A 25,445-nucleotide genomic window follows, 5' to 3' on the forward strand; every position below is an offset into this window, starting at 1 on the left:
TATATAACAAAACATATTTTTTTTATTTAAGGAGGTTTCTCAAATGTTTATCGTACTGGCTCAATTCAAAATAAAACCGGGAACGAAGGATGAATTTATCCGGCTGGCCGGCCCGCTCGTAATGGGAAGCCGGGCCGAAGTCGGCTGCCTCAGTTATGAACTCTTTGAAAGTACCGAAAGAGAAAACGTACTTATTATTGTTGAAAAATGGATCGACCGCGCCGTTTTTGAAAACCATGTCGCAACAGCCCATTTTGAAATTTTTGGAAAAACAGCAGGACCGCTCTTAATTGAAGAAAGAGATGTTCGAATGTATCCGGCCTATGAAGAATGCCAATAACAGGCAGGGATGTTTAAAATTAAAAATTGAAAAAAACAGATCGTTTTTGAAAATTATTTGATTTTACTTACTGATCAGGATTTCAAGGTTTTGACGGATTTTTTCGCTGTTTTTTTTCATTATTTTTTTGTCTTTCTCGTTTTTTTCATTTTTCTCAATTTTTTCGTTTTGATTTTTTTAATAGAAAGTGTTTGGCGTCTCTGTGACGTTTTCAAATGTTTTGGTCCGTCCGTCCGGATAAACTAAAGTCAGCAAATCTACCGGGCTTCTCAGCGGACAAGAATCATGAAGGTAATAAACTCCGCTCACTCGGGATGCGTTATACAATTCCACAACGGATGTGTTGCTGTTCACGGATTTAATTTCATGGTCCGGAAATCCGACCAAAAAATCTTCAATAAACGGATCCAAATTCCGGCTGCCGAAAAAGAAAATGTAAATATGGGTCAAAGCACCGACATTATATTTGATTTCAGCGGTAGCATCTGTTTCATGAAACGTGATGGTCATTTCGGAAACATCCAAATCCGTTTGAATATCCGCATAAATGTGATTGGATGCAAGAAAGATCAAAAGAACGGAAAGCAATAAAAAAAGAAGAAGAAAATGCGTCTGTTTCATGATGCCAAAACCGTCCTTTCAATCATTCCAATTCCGAAAAATTAAAAATTTTAAATATTTTTTCAAAAAACTCAAATTCCAAAGAAGTCACAATTCTATTTTAAGTTATTTTATCAAAAAATATTTTCCGGCAATAATCACATTTTTTAATTCATTCATTTTTACAATTCATTGTTTGTTTTTATTGTGTTTTTATTGAACTTTTATTGTGTTTTTATTGAACTTTTATTGTGTTTTATTGACTTTTATTCTTTTTCTTTTTTGCGGGGATATTTTCGCGTTACGGTCAATTTTTAAATTTTTCCACAAAAACCAGGAGACCGGCTTTTAATATTTCAAAAATTGCGGTTGTTTTTCTTTTTTTAAATTTGTTCTTTTGCCATCCGGTCCCCATCGTATTAAAAACAAGATGTTGCAGCATTATTTGATAAAGGGAGCGGAAAATAAAAAAGTTAAATTCTTATAGGGAATACTCTTTATTAAGTACACCATAATTATACCATAAATTAAAATAGATTTACGGATTTCAACTTTTTTTTAAAAATAATATGTGATAACAATGGATCGTTTCAAAGGACTCACAAAATGCATGGCGGAAGACGGGAACTCCACCGGCGTGCAAAACCCGGAAGAGAATCCTTCCAATTCCGAAAATGTTCAAATAAAAGACATTCCCAACGATAACGAAAATATTGAATTGGGCATTCAATTTAAAAACACGGGAGAAATTAATGTTCCGCCGCTTCTGATTGATCAAATTTTGGGACAGGAAGACGCGGTTGAAATCGTTAAAAAAGCGGCCAGCCAACGGCGTCACGTCATGATGATCGGAACACCGGGAACCGGAAAATCTCTTCTCGCAAAAGCGATGGCGGAACTTCTGCCCAAAGAGGAACTGGAAGACATTTTAGTCTATCCCAACGCCGAAGACAACAACAATCCGCGCATTCGCCGCGTGCCGGCCGGAAAAGGCCGTGAAATTGTCGCTGCCCACCGTGCTGAAGCCCACAAAAAATCGCAATCTAAAACCATGATCATGTTGGTTCTTATGGTTGGAATCATGCTGTATGCTGTTTTGACCAATTCCATTTTAATCGGTGTTTTCATCTGTCTTTTGCTGATGACGTTTGGACGGCAATTCATCGGGCGGGATGACGCGCTCATTCCCAAATTGCTGGTGTCCAACTACAACAAACAACATGCGCCTTACGTCGACGCAACGGCGGCGCACGCCGGCGCACTTCTCGGCGATGTCCGCCATGACCCATTCCAGTCGGGAGGTCTTGAAACCCCGGCGCATGACCGGGTGGAAGCCGGAGACATTCATAAATCGCACAAAGGCGTTTTGTTTATGGATGAAATCAATATCTTGGGCATTGAATCCCAGCAAAGTTTATTGACGGCGCTTCAGGAAAAAGAATATGCGATTACCGGGCAGTCTGAAAGAAGTTCAGGTGCCCTTGTCAAAACCGAACCCGTTCCCTGTGATTTTATCATGGTGGCGGCCGGAAACGTCGACGCGCTTGAAAAAATGCATCCGGCGCTTCGTTCCAGAATTAAAGGATACGGTTATGAAGTATACATGCGCGACTCCATGCCCGACACTCCGGAAAACCGTGACAAATACATTCGGTTCGTGGCGCAAGAAGTCATGCGTGACGGCCGGATTCCGCAGTTTGACGAAGACGCGGTCAAAGAAATCATCCGGGAAGCCAAGCGGCGTTCCGGAAAGAAAGGTCATTTGACGCTTCGTTTAAGAGATTTGGGCGGCTTGGTCCGTGTAGCCGGAGATTTAGCTGGCGCCGACGGCGCGCCTTACACCACTGCAAGCCATGTGTTGCGTGCCAAAAAGATTTCCCGGTCCATTGAACAGCAATTGGCGGACCGGTACTTGGAAAATAAAAAAGATTACGAATCCTTCTTGCGGGGCGGCAGCGAAATCGGCCGTGTCAATGGCCTTGCGGTCATTGGCGGCGATTCAGGAGTCGTCCTTCCGATTTTGTCGGAAGTCACTCCGTCGCTGTCCGGTTCCGAAGGAAACATCATTGCGACCGGCCAACTTAAAACAATTGCCCGCGAAGCCGTGAAAAATGTTTCGGCCGTGATTAAAAAAGTCACCGGAAGAAATATCGAGGCGATTGACATCCACATTCAGTTTGTCGGAACGTACGAAGGGGTGGAAGGGGACAGTGCATCCATTTCCATTGCGACCGCCGTCTTGTCCGCATATGAGAAAATTCCGGTGAATCAAACGGTGGCGATGACCGGATCTTTGTCGGTTCGCGGAGATGTTTTACCGGTTGGCGGCGTGACCTACAAAATAGAAGCTGCGGCCCAAGCCGGCATTAAAAAAGTAATCATTCCCAAATCCAATGAATTGGACGTGATGATTGAAGATGCTTACAAAGACGTGATTGAAATCGTGACGGTTTCTTCCATCACCGAAGTTTTGGAATATGCACTGGTGGACAGTCCCAAAAAGGACGCGTTCCTGAAAAAATTAAAGGAAGCTTTAAAACCGGAACCGGAAGAGTAACTCTTCCGGTCTTGTTTTTAAATACGGACTTTTTTTGTAATATTTTTAGAATCGGGTGCAAGTATGTGCAGCGATATGCTAAAAAATAAAAAACAAATTAATAAAAAAATATTTAATTAATTTAAAATCAAAAAACAATGATGAGATTCATTGTTTTATTTTATTCAAATTATTATTTTTTCAATTTTTTTTCAATATTTTTCATTTTTCCGTATTCTGTTTTTTTAAATTCATTATTATTTCATGTTCAAGTTTTTTTCAAAAAATGAAAAAAATATCGTTGTATTTGAATAGATAAATAAAAATTTGAAAATAAATAAATCAAAAATTGAAAAAATGAAATTGAAAAAAGCAAAATCGATATGATAAAATTGAAACGGTAAAATCGAAAAAAACAAGATCGAAAGACAAAATCGAAAAAAGCAAAATCGATATGATAAAATTGAAACGGTAAAATCGAAAAAAACAAGATCGAAAAAAGCAAAATCGAAAAGATAAAATTGAAAAAAGAAAAATCGAAAAAAATAAAAAACCAAAAATAAAAAATGGAAATATAAAAAAATAAAAAGGATTAAGATTGTGGTTTTGCAATCACATAGCTGACTAAGCAGATGGCAACGCCCACAAAAGTGGCGATAAACTGCTGTGTGTTGCTGGAGTAGTCAAAGTTGATGAAGTCCGTACCAAACGCGTACCAGGCAAAAATAATAATGGCCAAGATTGACGTTCCGACTAATGTGTAACCCATTTCTTTAAGTCCGATCATTTTGAATCACTGTCAATAACAAAGAGTCAAAATTTAAATATTTTATCCTATTTTGGGAGTAATTCAGGTTATGAATTATATAAAATTATACGAATATAATAAAAAACTGAATATAAAATAGAAAAACTATAAAAATAAGAAGATAGAATGACAAAGTTATAAGCAAAGAAAAGAATTAAATGCAAAACGTCTTTTAAACCTAAAACTTTTAACACTTTTCATTTTCAAACATATTCATGTAAAATTTGAATAAAATTTTACGGAAATGTTTTTTGCATTTATTAATTTATCAGTTTATGCATTACGATTTACACATTACAGTTTACACGTTATGATTTAAATATTACAGTTTACACGTTATGATTTACATATTAAAGTTTACACATTACAGTTTACACGTTATGATTTACATATTACAGTTTACACATTACAGTTTACACGGTATGATTTACATATTACGATTTACACATTACGATTTATTGCAGTTCATATTTTAAGTCACGCATGGTTACATGTAAATTTAATACGAATTGCATTTTTTTTCAATTTCATTTAATTTGCATCAGCATTTTAATTTGACAAATTGTTTCAAAACGGTTTTGGATTGAAAAATCCAAAAAAATAAATCAAAAACGAAAGGGGCAGATTTAAATTTATAAAAAAACGGGAGGACTTTGAGGATGAGAAACATCCAATTTTATGACTCGAACCGCGTTGAAGGGCGATCTGTAACCATTATCATCGATAACGGAAAAATTGAAAATATCGCCAAAAATTACACCAAGGGGACCGGCATTCGTGCCCTTTGCGATGGATCTTGGGGATATACATCCGTTGACGGCGACTCAGACAAAGAGGAAGAGTTCAAAAACGCGACCAATTTAGCGGTGTGGATGAATGAAAAGACACCGCGGGAGAAAATTGAACTCGAACCGATTAAGGCACCTTCCGTATCAAATATGCCGAAAGTAAAAAGCAATCCCGAAGATATCAGCATTGAGGAAAAAGTTGAATTTTTGCGCGAAATTGAGAAGCATGCCCAAGAAGAAGGTATCAAAAGCACACGCGTCTCATATTCGGAGGCCTTTTTAAAGACCCGGTACGAAAGTTCGGAAGGCGTCGAAGCCGAATACCATTTGGTCCGGACCGGATTTTCAATATCCGCCGTCGCATCCGAAAACGGCGCGTATCAAGTCGGCCGGGAAAGCCGGTTTAGCATTTCCGGCTATGAAATTTTTGAAAAATATGACCCGTTTGAACTGGCAAAACATGCTGCTCAGACTGCAAAGGAATTGCTGGGCGCAAAGACGCCAAAAGGCGGCCAAATGCCGGTGATTTTAGATCAGGAACTGGCAGGGGTTTTTACCCACGAGGCCGTTGGTCACGCATCCGAAGCGGATTTGGTCCTTCAAAACGACTCGGTCTTAAAAGGAAAATTGGGCACAAAAATCGGCTCCCCTTTAATTACCGTCGTTGACAATCCCTCCCTTCACGAATACGGCTTTTATCCGTTTGATGCGGAAGGGGTCGAAGCCCAAAAAACCGTCCTGATTCAAAAGGGTGTTTTAAACTCCTATTTACATTCTCGGGAAACCGGAAGCATTTTTAAAAGCCGCTCGGGAAATGCCCGGTCGCAAGGTTATTCCATTCCTGTGGTTCGGATGAGTAACACGTACATTGAAAACGGAGAATCAAAATTTGAAGAGATGCTTGAAGATGTCAAAAACGGCATTTACCTCGTCGGATCCCGAGGGGGACAGGTCAATACCGGAGAAGGTGTTTTCCAATTCAACGCCGAAAAAGGGTACCTGATTCAAAACGGTGAAATTACAACGCTTGTCCGGGATGTTTCCCTATCCGGGCGGGTTCTTGATATTTTGAATCAAATTACCCATGTCGGGAATGATTTGAAATTGAATGCCGGACACTGCGGAAAATCCGGGCAAACCGTTCCGGTGTCCGACGGAGCTCCACACATTTCCATCTCCAAAGCAACGGTTGGGGGCGCTTAATATGGATTGGTCTGATAAAGATATAGAATTTGAAGAGAAAAAGATGTTTGAAGACGCGGTTTCGGATATTGAAAACGCGTTGAAATATGCTGAACACATCGGCGCAGATGAGACGGAAATTATTTATGCGATGAAAAAGGCGACCATTATCAATTTCAAAACCGACGCGATTGAAACCGCCCGGTGCAGCACAAATGTCGGCTACGGCATCCGGTCTGTTTTGAACAAAGCGGTCGGTTTTTCCGGAACAAATATCAAATCCAGTTTAAACGATTGTGTGAAATCGGCGTTGGAATCCGCAAAAATTATGGGTCCGGACCCGAATTTTAAAAATTTGCCGCAATCGAGTAAATACACGCCGGTCGACGGCCTTTATGATGAACGGATTATTCAAATGTCCATTGAGGATTGCATTGAAAAAGCCATGGAAATGGTTGCGGGCGCTGAAGATGTAAAAGGCATCGTCCCGACTTCCGGCAGTTTTTCAAGGTCGTTGTCCTACGTTCTCATTATGAATTCCAACGGCGTTTTTGCAAAAAAACGCGGAACCGGATTTTCCGGATATGTGGATGTCATCACAAAAGAGGATGCAGGAAGTGGGGATGCTTCTACCGCCTATGATTATAAAGTTTCCCGGTCCAAAGATATTGATTTTTACAAAATCGGTCAAAATGCCGGTTTTTTGGCGCAAAAGTCCGCGAAAGGCGTGATGATTCAGCCGTCCAAATTGCCGGTCATATTCCATCCGTTCGCGTTTTCGGACATCATCGAAAATACGTTTGCGTCATCCATTGACGCCGACAATGTTCAAAAAGGACGTTCGGGGCTGATTGGAAAACTCCAAGAAAGGATTGGCACGGAGGAGTTGTCTATTATTGATGACGGAACGCTCCCCGGTGGAATCGGCAGCGGCTCCTTTGATGATGAGGGAACCGCCACGCAAAAAACAAGTGTGGTGGAGAATGGAATTTTAAAATCCTATTTGTATGACAGTTACACGGCGGGAAAAGACGGCGTAAAGAGCACCGGAAACGGTTTTAGAAATTCTTACGCGTCGGTTCCGACCGTTGACATCAGCAATCTGATTATTCAATATCCGAAGAGTGATATTTTGGCGGAAACCAAGAACGGAATTTATATTCATACCGTGATTGGAGCGCATACCGCAAATGAAATTTCGGGCGATTTCTCCGTCGAGGGCCGAAACGCGTTTATTATCGAAAACGGTGAACTCAAAACACCGGTGAAGTCCATCATGATTTCCGGAAACATCTTTGATGTGTTGTCCAAAATCGATGGGGCAGGGGCCGACGTGCAAAAAGTCGGGAACATCGTCACACCGTCTGTTCGGATTTCTGAAATGAGCGTTATTGGAAATTGACAGGCCGGAAATTAAAAAAAATGTGAATAAAAAATGAAAAGTTTATGAATAGAAAATGAAAAGTTTATGAATAAAATCCGCCATAAAAACGAAGATTGAATTAAATGAAAGGAATTGGAAAAAATGCCGCAAACGAATTTGGAAAAAAACGAAACTGCCGCTGAAATGAAGGCTGAAGATGTGATTCGATTGATTTCTTCAGCCTATCCCGGCTCTTGTCAAAATTTGAATCAAATCCAATCGTCCGGATTTGGTTCATTTTCAAAAAAAATCTCTTCTGCCGGTTTTCGTGTAGAATCTTTGGGACCGCGCCTGTCTTCTTTTGAAGGGGCCGGGCTGGACGCGAAAGAAGTATGCGTTCTTTCGTCAACCGATCCGATGCCGGGCGCAACTTTTGAATCTTTCGGAATTTCAAATCCGGCAGCTTGTCTTTTGGTGATTTTGGACGAGACCGGCCATGAAAATTTTGGAAAATGGATGCCTTCTTTTAAACATGATGGGCTTTCCAACGCGAATATTCCGAAAAACCCATTTGGTCCGGTTGTCGAAGTCTCGAATGAATCTGAATTGAAAAAAATGCTCGCCTTGATGAAATGCGGGACACTGATTGTGAAAGTGATGCCAAAAACAAAAACCGCCTCATCCATGATTGAATAAACGGAAATGGATCTGATTTTTTATTTCTTTTTTCATTTTTTTTGCGGTGATGGCGCGCGCGTTATAGCAACACATTTTTAAAAAAAGTTCGGCAAAATTCATTGGCTGTTTTTATCTTTTTTTGGATGATTCTTTGATGATTTTTCAGATGATTTAATGATTCTTTGGAGATTTTTTGAATGACTTTTCAGATGATTTTTTGAATCAATTTTTCCGTTTTTTTGACTTTTCTTTAAAAATCACCGAAAACATTTATAAAAGCACCAAACCGTTTTAAAGGAATAAGGCTTATAAAAATAAAATCCAAAAAATAAAAATATCTTTTTAAATGAGATGTTCTTTTTATTCACCAAAATTTAAAACCTACAAAAACACAAACAAAAGGCGTTACTTATGAAAGTCACCATGGACATTGAACTTCGGGACGAGCCGGGACAATTAATTCTTGCGCTCGAACCGGTTTCTCATTTTAAAGCGAATTTGATTTCGGTTTTCCACTATCATAAATCCAAAAACACTTCTCCCGGGATGGATGAAAAAGTCCAGGTGCGGCTGGTTCTGGACGCGAAAAACCAAATCATCCGAAATATCAAAGAAGAGATGGAGAAGAAGGGAATCCGTGTTTTGCGTATCGGAGAAGAAAAGTATGGGGAAACAATTACCGTCATCATGATTGGGCATGTCATTAACACGGACATTAAAGATACTATCAATCAAATTGATGAAACCGGTTACGCTGAAGTGGTGGATATGTCCCTGTCCATGCCCGAAATTATCAAGCCGACTTCTGCCGCCTTAAAAATAAACGCGATTGGAAGACAGGAACTCAAAGATGTCTTGGACCTGCTTAAAAGAATCGCCAAAGAAAAGGATTTGCTTTTGATTCTGCCGATTGAAGCGGATTAAGGTCCAAAAAGAAGTGAAAAATTTGGAAAAATGAAAAGAACAATTTGGAAAAATTGAGCCAATTGGGAAATCAAAATAATCAAAATTGGAAGAATCATTATGAAAGTTGTCAAAGCATCTATTATCGGGTTTGGATCCATCGGCCAGGGTGTCGCGAAATCCTTGCTCATGAAAAAAGATTATTTAAAAATGGAAGGTATTGAAATTGCGGTGGTGGCCGTCACCGACTCCAAAGGCGCGGTCGTAGATGAAAATGGTGTGGATTTAGATGCCTGCTTGAAGCGAAAAGCTGAGACCGGGACCGTCGCCGGCAAAAGCCATCTTGGCATGACGGGGCTGGATGTCATCCAAAAAATTCCTCATGATTTGGTCATTGAAGTGACGCCGACCGATATTGTCACCGGCGGCGCGGGACTTTTGAACATGAAAGCGGCGCTTCAAAGCAAAAAACACGTGGTGACATCGAACAAAGGACCGCTGACCATTCAATTCAAAGAATTGCAGGATTTGGCGAAGAGAAACAATGTGGAATTCAAATATGAAGCGACGGTCGGGGGAGCCATGCCGATTATCAATCTGATGACGGACATTATGGCCGGAAACGACATCAAAAGCGTTAAAGGAATCTTTAACGGAACTTGCAATTACATTTTAACCCGCATGTATGAAGAAAAATCCGGCTATTCGGAAATTCTCACCGAGGCGGTGGATCTTGGAATTGCGGAAACCGACCCGTCTTACGATGTGGAAGGAATTGATACGGCTTGTAAAGTGGTCATTTTGGCCAATTCCGTTTTTGGGATGAACAAAACCATTCAGGATGTGGAGCGGACCGGAATTACCCATGTGACATACGAAGCGCTTGAAATGAGTGCCCGTTCCGGAAAAACAATCAAACTCATTGGAGAAGTAAGAAAAGACGGACGGCTCAGCGTTGCGCCCCGTTTGGTTCCGATCGGTCACCCGCTCTCCGTTTCCGGAACGCTCAACGTTGCCGCGATTCAAACCGATTTGGCGGGAGAAATCACCGTCACCGGAAAAGGAGCCGGTTCTCTTGAAACCGCCAGCTCAATTCTCAGTGACATTCTCTCCATTTACAGAAACGATTGCGTTTCAAAAAATGTAAATTAATGAATGGAAGTCAGATCAAATTCATAATCAAAAATTTAATCAAAATTAATTAAAATTTATCAAAATTTAATCAAAATTCATAAAATTAATACTAAAAATCAGAACCGGAGGCCAAACAATCACCCGTTTTTCCAAATTTGCAAGCGTCTGCGCAGACGTGGAAAAAATTTCAAGTTCGTTGGAAATGACGGAGGTTTTTGCGGCTTTTCTCAAAGAATTGGATGTGGAAGAGCTTTCCGTTTCCTGCTACATGATTATGGGGGAAATTTTCCCGGCGTGGACCGGCAAAAAATTAGGATTGGGTCCGAACCTGCTTTATGCGGCACTTTCAAAGGCGGCCGGAATTTCTCCCGACAAAATAAAAGATTATCTCAAACAAACCGGTGATGTCGGCCAAACCACTTTTTTGGTTCTTTCCAATGAGAAAAAAAGCCAATCCACATTTTCCAGTTTTTTTGAGCCGGAACCGGCGACGGATGATGAATATTCAGATTCAACTTCCGATGTTTTGATTGCGGGTCAGCTGACCATCCGCCAAGTCTACGACCAGCTCAAAAGTATCGCGGGGGCTTCCGGAAAAGGTGCCCAATCTCAAAAAATTAAAAATCTTCAATCCTTATTTTCGGCGGCGACGCCTGAAGAAGCCAAATACATTTCCAGAATCGCGCTGGAAGAACTTCGAATCGGAATCGGAGAAGGAATTGTCCGTGATTCGATTGCGAAAGCTTTTGACGTGCCGGTTGACGGGGTTGAATTTGCGTTTATGGTGACCAACGATTTGGGTGAAGTCGCGGTGGCTTCTAAAACCGGCGGCATCGAGAGTTTGAAAAACCGGCAGATTCAAATCAACCGTCCGGTCAAAATGATGCTGGCGCAAGTGACGGAAAGCATCGAAAGTGCTTTTTCCGAATTAAAAAATGTGGCGGTCGAATGGAAATTTGACGGTGCCCGTATTCAAATCCATAAAAAAGGACAAGATGTTAAATTATATTCCCGGCGGCTGGAAGATGTGACGGATTCGCTTCCGGATGTCGCGGATGCGATTCTCAATGCGGTGGATGTGACGGATGCGGTTTTGGATGGCGAGGCTGTGGCGATGGATGACGCGGGAAAGCCGCGTGCTTTTCAGGACATTTTACGCCGTTTCCGTCGGAAATACGATGTGGAATCCACATCTCGGGACATTCCGATTCATGTGAATTTGTTTGACCTTTTGTATGCCGACGGGGAAAGCATGATTGAAAAACCGCTTCGGGAGCGGCGGCAAAGATTGGCGCAAATTGTCAAAAAGAATGCCAAAGGCATCAGCGTGGATGAGATGGTGGAAACCGACAATCCCGAGATTGCGTATGAGATTTATGAAAAAGCGCTCAAAGCCGGCCATGAGGGAATCATGATGAAAAATCCGGATTCGGCGTACTCCCCGGGAAAACGCGGGAAAAATTGGATGAAGAAAAAACCGGTGATGGACACGCTGGATCTTGTGGTCATTGGCGGGGAGTGGGGTGCCGGAAAGCGCAAAAACAAAATCGGCTCGTATATTTTGGCGTGTTCCGATCCAATCAATAATATTTTTTTAGAAATCGGGCGGGTTGGAACGGGATTGAGCGATGAGCTTTTGGATACTCTGACTGAAAAAATGATGACGCTCATTGAAGCGGAATCCGGGGTTGAAATAAAAATCAAGCCGGAAGTCGTTTTTGAAATTGCTTTTGAGGAAATTCAAAAAAGTTCGAATTATGCAGCCGGATACGCGTTAAGGTTCCCGCGGCTGATTCAGGTCCGAGATGATAAAACGGCGGACGACATTGATACGATTGAGAAAGTCGAGCGGATGTATTCCGGGCAAAAAGAAAATTGACCGATCCAGATTTTATTTGGATATATTCATCCTTCTTCTTTTCTTTTTTCTAACAGTGGAATCCATGCAAAATATAGGAAAAAATGTTTTTTTAAATCACTTATTTTTTCACCAATTCGCTTGCCCGAACCAAAGGAATTAATTCAACCCCGAGTTCCGCCAAAGATTCCGTCGCGCCGGATTCCCGATCCACGATGGTCACGACTTTTGTGATTTTCGCCCCGTCCTCTTTAAGCGCCTCAATCGCTTTTTTAACGGATCCGCCGCTGGTTGTGACATCTTCCATTAAAATAATTTCCTTGGACAAATCCAAATCCCCGACATAGCGGCTTTTTGTGCCGTAACCTTTCACTTCTTTTCGAATAATCAGAAGCGGATATTCCGTTTCCAAAGAAACGGCAGTCGCAATCGGAACGCCGCCAAGTTCTACTCCGCCGATTATGATTGAATTCTTTTGGGAATGTGAAATGACGGAGGGAATGAGTTTTCCGATATATTCGGAAATTATTTTCAGCGTTTTTGGGTCGGTGCTTGCTTTTTTAATATCAATATAAAAATTACTCTTCTGACCGGAAGACAACGTAAAGTCGCCAAATTTAACCGCATCGCAAGCCGTCAGGGCATCAATAATAATCCGATTATCCATAATCATCAACGAAATCACTCTTTTTGTAAAACGAAAAGTCGAAACGAAAGAATAGAATTAAAAGAAAAAACAAAAGCAGATGAGATTTTTCATCTCATTTGCTTTTAATTTAAATTTATAATTTGAATATTTACAAATTTAAATTTAAATTATAAATTTGTTTTTTAAATCAGTTGGCGGTCTTTGTGTGTTTTTCAATGGTTTTTTTCAAAGCACTGCTTTCCGACACGAAAGAAACTCCGTTGGTACTTTCCATGTAATACTTGAAAATGTCACCGTTGTCGGAAATTTTGTAAGACACACCGTTTTTACTCGCGTTGAGTGATTGGTTGGTCAGGTCTTGTTTTAAACCGGATGTCGCATTGAGCAAAACTCCTTCCATTTGGTATGTTCCGTTTGAAAACGAACTGGAGCGCTGGTAATATTGTTCATAGTCGCTTCCATTATTGGACCGGAAAACAATCATTTCTTCAAATGTGGAAACATCATCCGTTTTGGATAAAATATAATCGAAGTTCGTGGAAACTTTATTGCCACCGTCGGCCACATCCAAAGCACGGTGCGCTAAATCCACATTGTAGGACGCAAGCAAAAGCGGGTTTCCCGGAACGATATATTGCGGTGCCGTGCTTGCGATGAGCAAACTGTAATTGTTGTATTTATCGTATTGCGGGCCACGGGTGGCGTTTCCGGAAATATTAACGCTGCCGCTTTCATTTCCAACGGTGTAATATTCCAAAATGCCGGCTGGATATGAACCAATCAAAACTTGGGACACATTCGCGCCCGGAAACATTTGGGAAACCCGATCGGTCGGATATATTTTTGAAACCTGCGCGCTGAGCGTTCCTTCCGGCAGATGTTTCACCCCATCTTTTAAATTCGTATATGTGAAACTGATCTCTTTTCCGGGCATATCCGAAATCGGCACTTGAATCGCTGTTGTATTGTTAGTTGTGGTGTTGGTTGTATTGCTGTCCGAATCATTGTTTAAAAGATAGCTAATCGACACTGCAAAAAGTGACCCGATCATTAAAACGACAAAAAAAATCGCGCCAAATTTCATAATTTTACTTTTATCTTCATCCGCCATGTATTCACCTGGGTTGCTACTGAGTTTTTTCAAATTTTAATTCTTCAACTTAATTACGTGTTAATATAAAAATATTAATAATAAAAATGTAATGAAATTTAATGATAAAACTTAATGATGAAATTTAATGATGAAATTTAATGATAAAACTTAATGGAAGTGGGAAATTATGAGAAATTATTTTCCCTCATAAATCTTTAAAGCCGCATCGTAGTCGGCACCTTCCACCGTAATCGCGTAAACCGCGTTACACATCCGGATGGCTTCTTCCAGCGGTTTTTGATGAATGTTCCTACCGGTTGCGTTTCCGCAGACGCCGCCGATTTTAATTTGGTTGTACAGTTCTTTTAAAAATCCGGCGGTTGCGGCACTGGATCCGCCGGCGCAAACGACCTTTGTCCGTCCGGCTGCCGTCACCGCTTCTTTTAACAAAACAGCGGAGTCGGTTCCATCTTTGGATTTTGGAGCATTCACTTTTACGAAATCGGAATTCAAACATGCACCGACACCGGTTGCGCCGGCAATCAAGTGGCTGTCTTTTTCATCGGCCACCGCTTTTCCGCGGGGATAAATCCAAAGAACGGTGATGAGACCGTTTTGGTGCGCTTCGTAAATGAGCTGCGCGGCTTCCGTTAACATGTCGGCTTCGTATTCGCTGCCGAGGTAAATGGTGTAGCCGATTCCTAAAATATCAAGACCGCTGTTGTCTTTAAATTCCATCACTTGGTCGATGTCATAGAGTTGGCCGCTGTACGGGTCCTCTTGTTCCGTTTTGACCAAATGTGTTTTGGAATTCATTTTTATCAAATAAGGAAGTTGCGGGTAGTCCATTCCATAACGAGCGATGAGGCCGAGTTGGGTCGCAAAAACACCGATTCGAGATCCGGCCGCGATTTTAAACAAATGTTCCGGGTCGTTGTCGTCTGCCGGAATTCCTTTTCCGCAAAAGTCGTCATTTAAGTGTTCGATTTTTTGGTCGCCCGCAAAAAGCATCAAGTTGCCGCTGTTTTGCGTGATCTTCAGATAATTTTGAATATATTCGTCACGAACCGCGCGTGGAACATCCAAAGGAACTAAAACGTCTCTTTCACTGATTTTTTTCATAAACATCACCCTAAACACTCATTCCAATTAAAAAATAAAATCCTTGGAACTTGAATCACCCGTACCGGAGGTACGTATCATGAAACAAAAGAAGAATAAATGGTTAGTAAACTGACTCTTCATATTTATTCTTACTTATTCTGAAATACTCATTTTTTGAAAAATCATTACTTTGTCAACTTTGTCAATTTCCGATTTCGCTCAAACCGAGCGGATAAAATCAACGGCGTATTTTCCGTCCGGTGTTAAATCATATTTTCCGTCGCCATTTTTAAAAATCAATCCGGCCGCTTCCACTTCAGCAATGGTTTTGTCGGTCGTTGCCGGAATGCAACGCAGTGTTTTTGCAATTCTTTTTGCGTCCATGGCGCCTTTTGAATTGAGAACTTCAAGAATATGCCGTCTCAATTTATTTCCATTAATAAATCCTGCTGTTTCTTCCAATTTTATCCCTCATTTGCTCTATTTACTTATTTTTCCCTTCTTACTCTTTCCTTTTATTTTATTTCTTCCTTTCACTTTTTTTGATTTATCTAAATTATTCATTTAAAATTCTCGGGGTCATACCATCTTTGCTCTATTGTTCTTTCAAAACGTTTAAATATGATTGTATGCTTGAATGATTCGCTTCCTTTAACGTATAAAAGCCGCCTTAACTCAGATGGTAGAGTGTCTGGCTGTTAACCAGAATGTCACAGGTTCGAGCCCTGTAGGCGGCGCTTGTTTTTTTATTTATTCTTTTTCATTTTAAACATCTGACCGTTTTTATTTTAAGTTTTGAATTTGTGTCTCAAATTATCTTTTTCAATTCCAAACATTTTCGTTGCGGGCCTGTAACTTAGCGGTTAGAGTGCTCGGCTCATAACCGAGTTGTCACTGGTTCAAATCCTGTCAGGCCCATTCAAAAACTATATATATGATATTTCGTATCCTCAATTATAACTACAGGTAATATGCATCACAACTCCTGTAAAAGACGATTTTACGTTTTTTTAAAAACAGGTCCAAAATAAAAACATATAAGCCGCCTTAACTCAGATGGTAGAGTGTCTGGCTGTTAACCAGAATGTCACAGGTTCGAGCCCTGTAGGCGGCGTTTTTTAATTATTTACTTTTCTTCTGTGTTGATTTTTAACAAAATTGAAGCAATGTCGATTGTCTTTCCTTTTTTTCAATCCTCATCGGTTTTTCCGTATGTGTCCATCCTTCTACCCTTCTTTTTTCTTCATCCCTTTTTCTTCCTTCCTTGTCCACCCGCCGGTAATTGTTGGACAAATCATATTTTGCCGTCAAAGCATCCAGCTTTTCATAAAGTTCCGTTTTGTATTTTTTATCCAAATGTCCGGTTTTGTATAAATCCCGCATCCGGTTGGACAATTGCGGAAAATCGTTTTGAATAAATTCTAAATAGGATTTTTTCGTTTCTCCCCGCAAAAAGAGAGCGGCACCCAAAATATAATCCGCCCCAATCTCTTTTGTTTTTGAGAAAATCGCTTCCAGATTTTCGTCCGTATCCGTTAAAAGCGGCATGACGGGCATCATGTGAACGCCGATGGTCGCGTCCGTTTTTTTCATTTTCCGAAGCATTTCAAACCGGCGGGCCGTGCTGACGCAACCCGGCTCAATCTTCTTTTGGATGGAAACATCCGTCGCCGTAATCGTCGACGCGACATGCACGGACGCGACCTTGGAAAGCTCGTCAATTAAATCCAAGTCCCGCAAAATCAAATCGGATTTGGTGGAAATGACAACAGGATTTTTGTATCGGATCATCAATTTCCAAATATCCGGCATTATGGAAAATTCGGCTTCCGCCGGCTGGTAACTGTCGGATACGCTTCCAAAGTTAATTGTCTTGCATGCCAGCAACGATTTTTGTGTCTGTATTCGCGTCTGTGTCTGTGTCGGCGGTCGCGTACGCATCCGGCTTCGTCCCAAACGGCTGAGTTCTTTTTCCAATTGAAACGCGATATTGGTTTTGGCGTAAATGTGATTAAAATAAGACGCGTCAGCTCCATCTTCTTGAATGGATTTTTGTTCGCTTTTCAAATATTTGTGAGAATAAAGCGCAAAACAATATTTGCAGCCATGAGAACACCCGCGGTAGACATTGAGGTCCAATTCATAGGGATAGGTGCCGCCCACTTTATGAAGGGCGGTTTTGCATTCCATCGGGTGACAGCAAATGGGAGAATTGGAATTATCCATAAAAGTATCATGGGAATCTTTCCTTTTAAAAGAGGAGAGAGCCGGGTGAAAGTATGGACTTAAAAATAGTGAAAATTTCAATTATTTGAATTTTTATTAGTGGTATATCTTTTCTAAAATTTTATGAATATTCTCATCATTATAACCAATGTGTTTTAATTGCATTATATACAAAAATATCTTTACTGCAACAAATCCTGCAATTGCTTCATCTGAGATGTCTGTAAATCTTCCGTGAGCGAATCCATCTCGTGTTTTCTTAAACTCTTTTACTATAATGTCAATTGGAAATGGACTTGATGACAAATTAGGTAAATTTATTTTAAATAATGAGTTACCTTTAATTAATGTCTCATATTCCTTAAAACAGTATTCAAGTTTTTCTTTAAGGGTATTTTCTTGGTATGAAACACTTTGCATGAGCCTATCAAGTATTTCTTCTCCACTATTTGTGTTTTCTTTTTTTATTTGAATTATTATATCCTTTAACTATTTTTTTGTACGGTCATACAGTGGATTATTTTTACTAAGGTTTTGAGGATATAACATTTCAAAAATATATTCAAACCCAGAAGACATGCTAAGAAATGTTTCAGCATTTATATCATGTCTTACATCTTCATTTTTAGGAATTTGATCATAAAGCATTTTTTCATCAAGTATAAATGTCATCATTTTATCAAAATGACTTTCTAAATGATGAAATCTTAATGTGTGCAAACTTTCATTCTTATCTGGTAATTTTTTTTCCTCATTGAAAGTATATAAGTTGCTTATTTTTAAAAATCCTTTTCGTGTATCATCATATGCAAAAAGTTCGATACAATCAAATCCTATGTCTCTTCTATAATTTGAAAAAGAAAAAAGATGTTTAATTGCTGTATAATATGTTTCTACCACCTCAATGTCTTTATCATTTTCAAATTCTATGCGCAAATATGAATTAACATCAATGAGATTCTTTCCTGTATGAGCAAAAAAAAGTTTGGGATTTAATATATCAAATATTATTTTAAATTCATCATCTTTCCATTTTATTTTAATTTCTTTTTTATAATTTTCAGAGTCTTTTAAATAAATAGCTTTACCATCAGGTATTGTTTTTTCGTCGTCAATACATTGTTCTGGTGGATAAAACATATTAACAATTGTTCCACTAAATTGTATTGCTCTTATTTGTCCAATTTCTCTATGTTCAATATTGTTTTTGCCTACAATAACAGCGGCTGGGATTGAATGATAAGATGAACCATGTTGCCGAATATGCCCTTTTAAAAAACAAACATTTTTGTATTGTGCAGAGGTTCCCCAAAGAAAATCAAATGTTTTCTCTTGGAATCCAAGTAAACCAATTGGTTTAACTGGAATTATAATAAGAGTCCCGTCCTTAAAATAAAAGGTACATTCTTTTCCAGACCATTCCAAATAACCATTCAATTCTTCCACGAAAAAACCTCTTAATACTGAGATGATTTTTACAAGATAAATATTATTTTTCACACTTTTCTTTTTTGACCGTTCTTGATTCCCCGTCCGGTTTGTAATAGTATTCAATCAGTTTGAAGAGGAACATAAAAGCGTACCAGTTGTCGGTTTGGTCAAATCCTTTGCATTTTAAAATGTAGAGGGATTGGTTGTCGTAGACAAATTCCGCATAGAAATGACAATCGGTTTCTTCGGTATCGCAAATGAGCCCCGAGTTGTTTTCTTTGACAAAAACACCGTCCCCTTCCAACACAAAAACGGAAGTTCCGGGTTCGGGACTTTTGTAAAATCCGGTTGTTGTATCAACTTTGGATCCGGAAACCATTTCATTTTTTGATTCGGAAACCGTTTCATTTCCATCTCCGGTTTTGTGTTCCGGCTCTTGTCTTAATTCAGCTGATTCGGCCGGTTCCGCTGTTTTCTTTTGAAGAATCAGATTTTGAACCAAATAATCTCTTTTTTTGTACCATTCATTTTCCTTGCCCATGAAATCGACCCGGAAAAAAATATTTTCCGATGAAAAACAAGATCCGGATTCCATGTCACGAATCAGGCCGGACATGATTTTATCGGACGGAATGGTGTATTCGGAACTGGAAATGTAATCTTTGTGATTTTTGCTTTCCGCATCGAGTTTCCAGTCCAGCGGCGCGATTTTTTTATTTTTTTTACCGAGAAGTTTGTCGAATAAACCCATTTTAATCACACAACACACTTAATAAACAACACTTATAACACACTCTTGTCAGGCAGATATGGGCTTAAAAACGTTATTAATCTTTTCGTGAAAAACAAAAACTGTTTTTTCATTTGTCGTTGCCGCTGCCATCTGCAGCATCATATTCCGGCGTTACATTTTCGATCGGGTCCGAAGGACTGCCGCCATTGTAATCATTCGTGCTGTACGTTGTCGGATTTCTCCCTTTCGGATCTTCTCCATATTTATTTGGACCGGTGTTTCCGTCAATGATAAACATAAGCAAATCGAAAACAAATCCAATGATTGGAATTATTCGAATCAACAACCACCAGCCGGACATATTCAAATCGTGGAGACGGCGGATGGCGGAAAAAAGCATGATAATGAGACCCGTGATAATAACAAAAATATAAAACAGGCCGACAATGGCACCAAACGTTGTAGAACGTGTCGTCTCGGCAATCGTTGTAAAAAATGCGCAAACACAAATAGCGAATATAAAACCGATGTATCTTAAAAAGTAAGGCAGCCGATTCAATCGGCCGTCAAATGTCAAATATTTGCTCATGATGGAATTATTTTCGTCATTGTCTGTCATAAGTTTAAATTAAACGACAGAATATATAAATTTTGATAATTCCGAAAATATTATACACACACGATTATAAAATTTTGAAAATTTAATACTTGAAGATTTAATGATTTAATTTTCAAATTAAATTTTTAACTTTTAATATTTCCTCAACCGTTTGACCAATTCCGCCGAATTCAAAAACGCTTTTTCCGCGTCTTTGTCGGAGAGTCCTGCGCCTTGGAGAATTTTAAACGCTGTTTCCTTTGAAATCATATCTCCCGGATTGTGAGCATCCGTGTTGCACACGATTTTTGCGTGCGCGGCGGCGGCGACTTTCGCGACATGGCCGTTTGTCCGGTTGTGGCCGCTCCGTGCGGTAATTTCAATACAAACATTGTTCTCGCGCGCGAGCTCCGCTTCCTCAATTGTCAGAAATCCCGGATGTGCTAAAATGTCGACGTATTCGGATCGGACAGACGCCAAATTGGTTCCGGGCGCGACCGGCTCGACGATGGTCTCGCCGTGAACGACAACAATGTCGGCACCGGCTTCTTTGGCTTTTTTTGCGAGAAGGTCGATTTTAGACGGCGGAACGTGGGTAATTTCAATGCCGGAGAGGACGGTAATGTCCCATTCCTTTTCCAGATATTTCGCTTTTTCAAGAGAAGAAATTATAAATTCAAAGTTGGTAAAATCGGCATGGTCGGTCATGGCGATGGCGCGGTAGCCGTGAACAACGGCGCGGCGGACATGCTCGCTTGGGATGAGGACACCGTCGCTGAAAAGTGTGTGCGTGTGCAGGTCAATCATTTGAAATTCTCCGGTTTATTTTGATTTTTGATTTTTTGTACCTGTATTTTCATCCTTTTCAGTTATATTTAACCGTTTCTAAAATCTGATTTTTGGAAAAACAAAATTTATTCCCTTCTCCTTCCACTTTTTATAAAAACCGCCCCACTTCTTTCCGCTTTTTTCAAAAATGTGCTGCCATAACGCGCGCCCGCCGCCCGCCACCCGCCGTCCACCGCCGTCCACCGCCGTCCACCGCCGTCCACCGTCTGTCCGCCAAAAGTCTCAAAAAAATCCTTCTCCGGCTTTTGCCGGACGATACCGAACTATAACTTATAATTACCATGAACGCTTTTTCCTACCCTATGAAAGAAAGACTTTACCGTTACTATCCCGATGATTTTGGAAAACTGGAGGCCCGCGTTCTTCACATGGATCTTGAGTTTGACGTTTTTGACGACCACACCGTCGTCTCCTCCAAAATGTTCTTAAAAAGCATCGACCCGATTTACAAACTCTGCCTCAACGCCCGCGACTTGGAAATCCTATTGGTGGAAAGCGATCAGCCGATGAAATACAATTACCGGCAAAAAGACGCGATGTTGGACATTTCCTTTGAAACGCCGGTTCCCCGGCACACCGAATTTACGATTTCTACGAAAACCATCTGCCGGCCGACCAAAAACATCTTGGAAGGGCTTTACTACGACGAAACTCCGGCCGGAGCGCCGCCGCAGCAAATTACCCAGTGCCAGCAATGGGGATTTCAGCGCATCGTCCCCTGCCTCGACGACATGACCGCCAAATGCACCTACCGGACCACCATTCGCGCCGATTCCCGCTACACCAATATGATTACCAACGGCGACATAACTGTTCCCCGAAAAACAGTTTATTTGGGAGCAGATGGCTCGCGTGACGAAATCGTTTATGAAAATATGAGTACTCCAATGGCACCTTATCTCTTTTTCCTTGGCGTTGGAACTTACGCAACTTACAAAATGGAGTTTGAATATCCGGACGAATCTTGTTTTGAATTGGAACTTTTGGTGCCGCCCGGCTCCGATAAAAATGCGGCGACACAATCCCTGGATATTTTGCATGACGCCGTCATGTGGATTTACCTGTTTACCGGACCCGAAAGCCAAAAGCATTTGGACAAAAAACGGCAAATTTTCGAACTCACCAAACTGCGGGACCAACTCAAACACAATCTTAATTCCGCCAACGTTCTTTTGGAAAACGTCAACAAAACCATGAACAATTTAAATGCGATTCGGGAAAAAATCGATTTGCTTTCCGACGGGCTTACGTTCGGCTACAAATACACCGGAACCGTCTACCGTGAAATCGGCATGCAAAATTCGGATTTCGGCGGCATGGAAAACGTCGGCAACACGACCATTACCACCAACCGGATCATGCCGTCTAAAAACATGACCGATGCCTCCTTTGAATACATGGCCGACGTCAAAGCCCATGAATATTACCACAACATCAACGGCTCAGAAGTGACGGGAAACAGCCCGTTTGAGATTTGGCTCAACGAAGCCGTCACGGTTCACATCGAAAACGCGTTTCACGCATATTTTTTCGGGGACGATTACACCCGACTTCAAACGATTATTGATTTGTACGCGCCCGTTTCCGGAACATTTGCTTTGGATTCCGGCGCCGCCTCCATGCCGATTCTGCCGGACGGGTTTAACGACCCCAACGATTTAATCACCTCCGTCACCTATGTCAAAGCACCCGAATTTGTCCGGATGGTGGAAACGTGGATTGGAAAAGAAACGTTTGCTCATGCGCTGCATGCTTACCACCGGAAATTCAGCCATAAAAACGCACGCACCTATGATTGGATTCATGAAATGGAATTCGCGTCCAAAAAAGATTTATCTAAAATGGCGAACGTCTGGCTTCATCAAACCGGTTATCCGATTTTGTTTGTGACCAAAATCTACGACGCCAAAAAGTCGGAATTCCGCCTGAAACTCAAGCAAGCCCTGCCCCTCTCGAAACGTCCCTGGATTTTTCCGTTTTCCTTCGCGCTCGCCGATCGGAAAGGAAAAATCATTTACGAAGACATTATTCTGATTCAAAATGAGGAAGAAGAAGTGGTTTTAACGGTGGAGGAACCCGCGTTTGTGTCGCTGAATCGGGGCGGCTCGTTTTACGGAAAAATTGTCACGCAGGCCGACCAAAAAGAACTCATGATGCAAGCCCGCAAAGACAAAGATATTGTCAGCCGGTTTTTGGCATTTAATACGCTGACCGACCGTGAAAAAGAACGGCTGCTTAAAAATCCGGACAGCACGCCGTCCTGTGAATATGCGGATTTGTATCACGAACTTTTGTGCGACCACACGCTTTTGAATAAAACGGGCGGTCTTTTCTTGACAATTTTTGAGTCAACCGATAATGAAGAATTTGCCCACCGGTACGACCGGCTCTTTGAAGTCCGGCGGCAAATCCAAAACGAAATCGCAAAGCGTCATGAGATCTCTCTTAAAATTATTTATGAGGAATATTTCGACCCGGCCGATCCGGAAGACGAAAAGTTGTATTCCGTTCGTGGATCTTTGCGCCTTAAAGGGGAGCAGATTAAACGGCGTCAGGTTAAAAACAATGCACTTCGGCTTCTTTCCACGCTGGACACACCGGAAATTCATGGTCATATCAAGCGGCAATTTTTGACCGCGACAAACGCGACTGATCGGCTTGTTGCGTTTTCGGCTTGGCTGAACAGTTCGGCGCCGGAGAAAAAAGAGCTGACTTTTATTTACATGGAAGAATGCAAAAAAGATCTGGTCGCCTGGGAATCCTTTTTGGCAACGGTTGCCGGTACGGATTCGCCGGACTGTCTGGACATGGTTCAGTTGATTGAAAAAGATCCGGCTTTTAGAATTGAGCAGGCGAATGATCAGCGGGCACTTTACGGAACGTTTGCGCGGAACCGGAAATATTCGCTTCAAACGCCGGAAGGATTGGAGTTTCTTAAAAGCACAATCATTCGGATGGCCTCAATCAACGAATACAGCACGGTTGGTCTTCTCAATGCGTTTTCCGCGATTGATAAAATGGAAATCCAATATCATGTTCCGCTTGTCACCGCTTTGGATGAAATTGCCGAGTCGATTGACCCGGAAAAATCCCCAAGCGTTTACAACCGGATTAAGAAATTGCTGGTCGGGGCACCTAATGCTGTCCGCGCATATGAAATTGAACACAATAAATCTCGAGCCTTTCATTAATTGAAATATTCTCTTGCGGCAAGGATTTTATTTTTTTCATTTGCCGCAAACTAATATTTTATAAAATTATATATATTATTTTTTGGATGAAAAACTACAAATAATATTTTCGTATAACATACGAAAAAGTTCTCAAATTTATTTATTGAAAAATCCAATTCAAGACAATTTTATTTCTTTAAGTTGTCTTTTTGTTGAATTGCTTGGTTTTTCAATGTTACCATCTGCATTCATTCATGATGCAGTTATCATTAACTATTATTATCATTATAGTTAATTATCGTAATCATTATGGATTCTGGTTCCATTTTTTTTCAGTTCCAAAAAATTCGGACCCATTTCCTTTCATGTGATTTCCATCGTTATTGTTTCACCATTATTGTTTCGTCCTTGTCATTTCACCATTATTGTTTCGCCATTATTGTCATTCTTTCATTACGGAGCGTCATTCATGTTTCATAGTTCATTTCCGCCGTTTTTAACAATCGCCCTGACCGGAACGCCCGGAACCGGAAAAACACAAGTGGCCAAGCTTTTGGAGGCGGAAGGCTATCAAGTTCTTCATTTAACGGAATTCATTTGCTCCTGCAAAATTCCGGTGGAAAGAGATGACGAACGGGATTGCAACATTGTGGATATGGATTCTTTGGAAGAATCTTTTTTTGAATATCAAAAGGAAAAGCGTCACGATTTTGAGAATAAAATCCAAAATATGAGCTTGTCTGATGATGAATTTATTCAACATACGAAACAGCCAAAAAATTTACCGGTTCTGCTTGTCGAAAGCCATTTGGCGCACTGCCTGTGTGATTTGGCGGTTGTGTTGCGTTCCCATCCGGCGGTTCTCAAAGAGAGATTAGACGGCCGCGGCTATTCCGAAAAAAAAGTCCAGGAAAATGTTTTATCGGAAGCGATCGACATTATTTTATGTGACTGTTTTGATTATTGCCGGCGCGTCTATGAAATTGACAATTCGTCTCAAAAAATCAGCGACACGGTCTCTTGCGTGAAAGAATTGATTCATGCGCTTTACGAAGATGAATTTTTAAAATTCCGGTCGTTTGTTTCCCAAATGAATGAGAAAAACAAATGCAAATGTAAAAGCAAAAAGCAAAATATATCCGATTCCAATCCGGCTCAGCCGGTTGTTTCATCCGGTTTTGCCGCAAAATCCCGTCAGGATGTCAAAAACATCTCCGGTCAAGATTTGGAAGACATTCCGCTTGCGGAATTGGCCGGAACCATCTCCGTTATTGAAGAAGAAGGCGTGGTGGTTTATGAAGGAGATTACGATGACGCGCTCGATGAAACGCACCCGGTTTTGATGAAATACATTCCCGGGAAAAACGATTGGAGCGGTTTGGTGGATTAACTCGAAAAA

Annotated in this window: 23 protein-coding genes and 3 tRNA genes; 13 read left to right on the forward strand and 13 right to left on the reverse strand. The window is 40.8% G+C overall.

What is annotated here, in order from left to right:
- Positions 1–43 precede the first annotated feature (43 nt).
- On the forward strand, positions 44–340 hold the full coding sequence (locus MsAm2_RS02900) for a putative quinol monooxygenase (RefSeq protein ID WP_338098304.1): 297 nt from the start codon (positions 44–46) through the stop codon (positions 338–340).
- Between the two features lie 177 nt (positions 341–517).
- Here MsAm2_RS02900 and MsAm2_RS02905 read toward each other — a convergent pair whose 3' ends face one another.
- A complete protein-coding gene (locus tag MsAm2_RS02905; protein WP_338098305.1) occupies positions 518–961 on the reverse strand; it encodes a hypothetical protein in 444 nt (147 codons plus the stop codon).
- 559 nt (positions 962–1,520) lie between these two features.
- On the opposite strand from MsAm2_RS02905, the gene lonB reads away from it, so the two are divergent.
- On the forward strand, positions 1,521–3,497 hold the full coding sequence (gene lonB, locus MsAm2_RS02910; RefSeq protein WP_338098306.1) for an ATP-dependent protease LonB: 1,977 nt from the start codon (positions 1,521–1,523) through the stop codon (positions 3,495–3,497).
- Positions 3,498–4,068: 571 nt separating this feature from the next.
- On the opposite strand, the gene MsAm2_RS02915 is transcribed toward lonB, so the two are convergent.
- Positions 4,069–4,263, reverse strand: coding sequence for a hypothetical protein (locus tag MsAm2_RS02915; protein ID WP_338098307.1), 195 nt, complete (start codon positions 4,261–4,263; stop codon positions 4,069–4,071).
- A gap of 680 nt (positions 4,264–4,943) precedes the next feature.
- Here MsAm2_RS02915 and MsAm2_RS02920 point away from each other — a divergent pair.
- The 6 genes from MsAm2_RS02920 to MsAm2_RS02945 all read left to right on the forward strand — a co-directional run bounded on the left by MsAm2_RS02920 (position 4,944) and on the right by MsAm2_RS02945 (position 12,211).
- Positions 4,944–6,275 carry a TldD/PmbA family protein gene (locus MsAm2_RS02920; protein WP_338098308.1) on the forward strand — a complete coding sequence of 444 codons (1,332 nt, stop codon included), beginning with the start codon at positions 4,944–4,946 and terminating at the stop codon, positions 6,273–6,275.
- On the forward strand, positions 6,181–7,656 hold the full coding sequence (locus tag MsAm2_RS02925; protein WP_338098309.1) for a TldD/PmbA family protein: 1,476 nt from the start codon (positions 6,181–6,183) through the stop codon (positions 7,654–7,656). The genes MsAm2_RS02920 and MsAm2_RS02925 overlap by 95 nt, the downstream gene beginning before the upstream one ends.
- A 123-nt stretch (positions 7,657–7,779) precedes the next feature.
- The gene (locus MsAm2_RS02930; protein ID WP_338098310.1) at positions 7,780–8,313 is read left to right on the forward strand and encodes a hypothetical protein; all 534 of its coding nucleotides are present in this window, start codon (positions 7,780–7,782) and stop codon (positions 8,311–8,313) included.
- A gap of 393 nt (positions 8,314–8,706) precedes the next feature.
- Positions 8,707–9,219 carry an amino acid-binding protein gene (locus tag MsAm2_RS02935; protein WP_338098311.1) on the forward strand — a complete coding sequence of 171 codons (513 nt, stop codon included), beginning with the start codon at positions 8,707–8,709 and terminating at the stop codon, positions 9,217–9,219.
- A 99-nt stretch (positions 9,220–9,318) separates the two neighbouring features.
- Positions 9,319–10,350 (forward strand): homoserine dehydrogenase, encoded by a 1,032-nt coding sequence (locus MsAm2_RS02940; protein ID WP_338098312.1) that lies wholly within the window; start codon positions 9,319–9,321, stop codon positions 10,348–10,350.
- A gap of 118 nt (positions 10,351–10,468) precedes the next feature.
- Positions 10,469–12,211 carry an ATP-dependent DNA ligase gene (locus MsAm2_RS02945; protein ID WP_338098497.1) on the forward strand — a complete coding sequence of 581 codons (1,743 nt, stop codon included), beginning with the start codon at positions 10,469–10,471 and terminating at the stop codon, positions 12,209–12,211.
- A gap of 100 nt (positions 12,212–12,311) precedes the next feature.
- Here MsAm2_RS02945 and pyrE read toward each other — a convergent pair whose 3' ends face one another.
- The 4 genes from pyrE to MsAm2_RS02965 all read right to left on the reverse strand — a co-directional run bounded on the left by pyrE (position 12,312) and on the right by MsAm2_RS02965 (position 15,498).
- Positions 12,312–12,863 (reverse strand): orotate phosphoribosyltransferase, encoded by a 552-nt coding sequence (gene pyrE, locus MsAm2_RS02950; RefSeq protein WP_338098498.1) that lies wholly within the window; start codon positions 12,861–12,863, stop codon positions 12,312–12,314.
- Positions 12,864–13,026: 163 nt separating this feature from the next.
- Complete coding sequence (locus tag MsAm2_RS02955; RefSeq protein WP_338098313.1) at positions 13,027–13,950, reverse strand: hypothetical protein; 924 nt, start codon at positions 13,948–13,950, stop codon at positions 13,027–13,029.
- Between the two features lie 177 nt (positions 13,951–14,127).
- Entirely contained in the window at positions 14,128–15,054 is a 927-nt protein-coding gene (locus MsAm2_RS02960; protein WP_338098314.1) for a beta/alpha barrel domain-containing protein, read from the reverse strand.
- 201 nt (positions 15,055–15,255) lie between these two features.
- Positions 15,256–15,498 carry a transcriptional regulator gene (locus tag MsAm2_RS02965; protein WP_338098315.1) on the reverse strand — a complete coding sequence of 81 codons (243 nt, stop codon included), beginning with the start codon at positions 15,496–15,498 and terminating at the stop codon, positions 15,256–15,258.
- 202 nt (positions 15,499–15,700) lie between these two features.
- Here MsAm2_RS02965 and MsAm2_RS02970 point away from each other — a divergent pair.
- The 3 genes from MsAm2_RS02970 (at position 15,701) to MsAm2_RS02980 (ending at position 16,150) form a co-directional block, all read left to right on the forward strand.
- Positions 15,701–15,773 (forward strand) — tRNA-Asn (locus tag MsAm2_RS02970).
- A 108-nt stretch (positions 15,774–15,881) separates the two neighbouring features.
- Positions 15,882–15,954, forward strand: a tRNA-Ile gene (locus tag MsAm2_RS02975).
- Positions 15,955–16,077: 123 nt separating this feature from the next.
- A tRNA-Asn gene (locus MsAm2_RS02980) sits at positions 16,078–16,150 on the forward strand.
- Positions 16,151–16,185: 35 nt separating this feature from the next.
- Here the strand turns inward: MsAm2_RS02980 and MsAm2_RS02985 are convergent.
- The 7 genes from MsAm2_RS02985 to MsAm2_RS03015 form a co-directional block, all read right to left on the reverse strand.
- A complete protein-coding gene (locus MsAm2_RS02985) occupies positions 16,186–17,262 on the reverse strand; it encodes an SPL family radical SAM protein (protein ID WP_338098316.1) in 1,077 nt (358 codons plus the stop codon).
- A 96-nt stretch (positions 17,263–17,358) separates the two neighbouring features.
- Positions 17,359–17,682, reverse strand: coding sequence for a hypothetical protein (locus tag MsAm2_RS02990; protein WP_338098317.1), 324 nt, complete (start codon positions 17,680–17,682; stop codon positions 17,359–17,361).
- A 69-nt stretch (positions 17,683–17,751) separates the two neighbouring features.
- Entirely contained in the window at positions 17,752–18,708 is a 957-nt protein-coding gene (locus MsAm2_RS02995; protein WP_338098318.1) for a hypothetical protein, read from the reverse strand.
- 43 nt (positions 18,709–18,751) lie between these two features.
- Complete coding sequence (locus MsAm2_RS03000; protein ID WP_338098319.1) at positions 18,752–19,453, reverse strand: hypothetical protein; 702 nt, start codon at positions 19,451–19,453, stop codon at positions 18,752–18,754.
- 100 nt (positions 19,454–19,553) lie between these two features.
- Positions 19,554–20,045 (reverse strand): DUF805 domain-containing protein, encoded by a 492-nt coding sequence (locus tag MsAm2_RS03005; RefSeq protein ID WP_338098320.1) that lies wholly within the window; start codon positions 20,043–20,045, stop codon positions 19,554–19,556.
- Positions 20,046–20,177: 132 nt separating this feature from the next.
- Positions 20,178–20,831 (reverse strand): histidinol phosphate phosphatase domain-containing protein, encoded by a 654-nt coding sequence (locus MsAm2_RS03010; protein WP_338098321.1) that lies wholly within the window; start codon positions 20,829–20,831, stop codon positions 20,178–20,180.
- Positions 20,832–20,994: 163 nt separating this feature from the next.
- Positions 20,995–21,156, reverse strand: coding sequence for a hypothetical protein (locus MsAm2_RS03015; protein WP_338098322.1), 162 nt, complete (start codon positions 21,154–21,156; stop codon positions 20,995–20,997).
- Between the two features lie 19 nt (positions 21,157–21,175).
- Here MsAm2_RS03015 and MsAm2_RS03020 point away from each other — a divergent pair, with 19 nt between their 5' ends.
- Positions 21,176–24,064, forward strand: coding sequence for a DUF3458 domain-containing protein (locus MsAm2_RS03020; RefSeq protein WP_338098323.1), 2,889 nt, complete (start codon positions 21,176–21,178; stop codon positions 24,062–24,064).
- Positions 24,065–24,515: 451 nt separating this feature from the next.
- Complete coding sequence (locus MsAm2_RS03025) at positions 24,516–25,436, forward strand: adenylate kinase family protein (RefSeq protein WP_338098324.1); 921 nt, start codon at positions 24,516–24,518, stop codon at positions 25,434–25,436.
- Positions 25,437–25,445: the final 9 nt, after the last annotated feature.

Origin of the sequence: Methanolapillus ohkumae, from assembly GCF_032594355.1 — an archaeon.
Taxonomy (GTDB): domain Archaea; phylum Halobacteriota; class Methanosarcinia; order Methanosarcinales; family Methanosarcinaceae; genus Methanolapillus; species Methanolapillus ohkumae.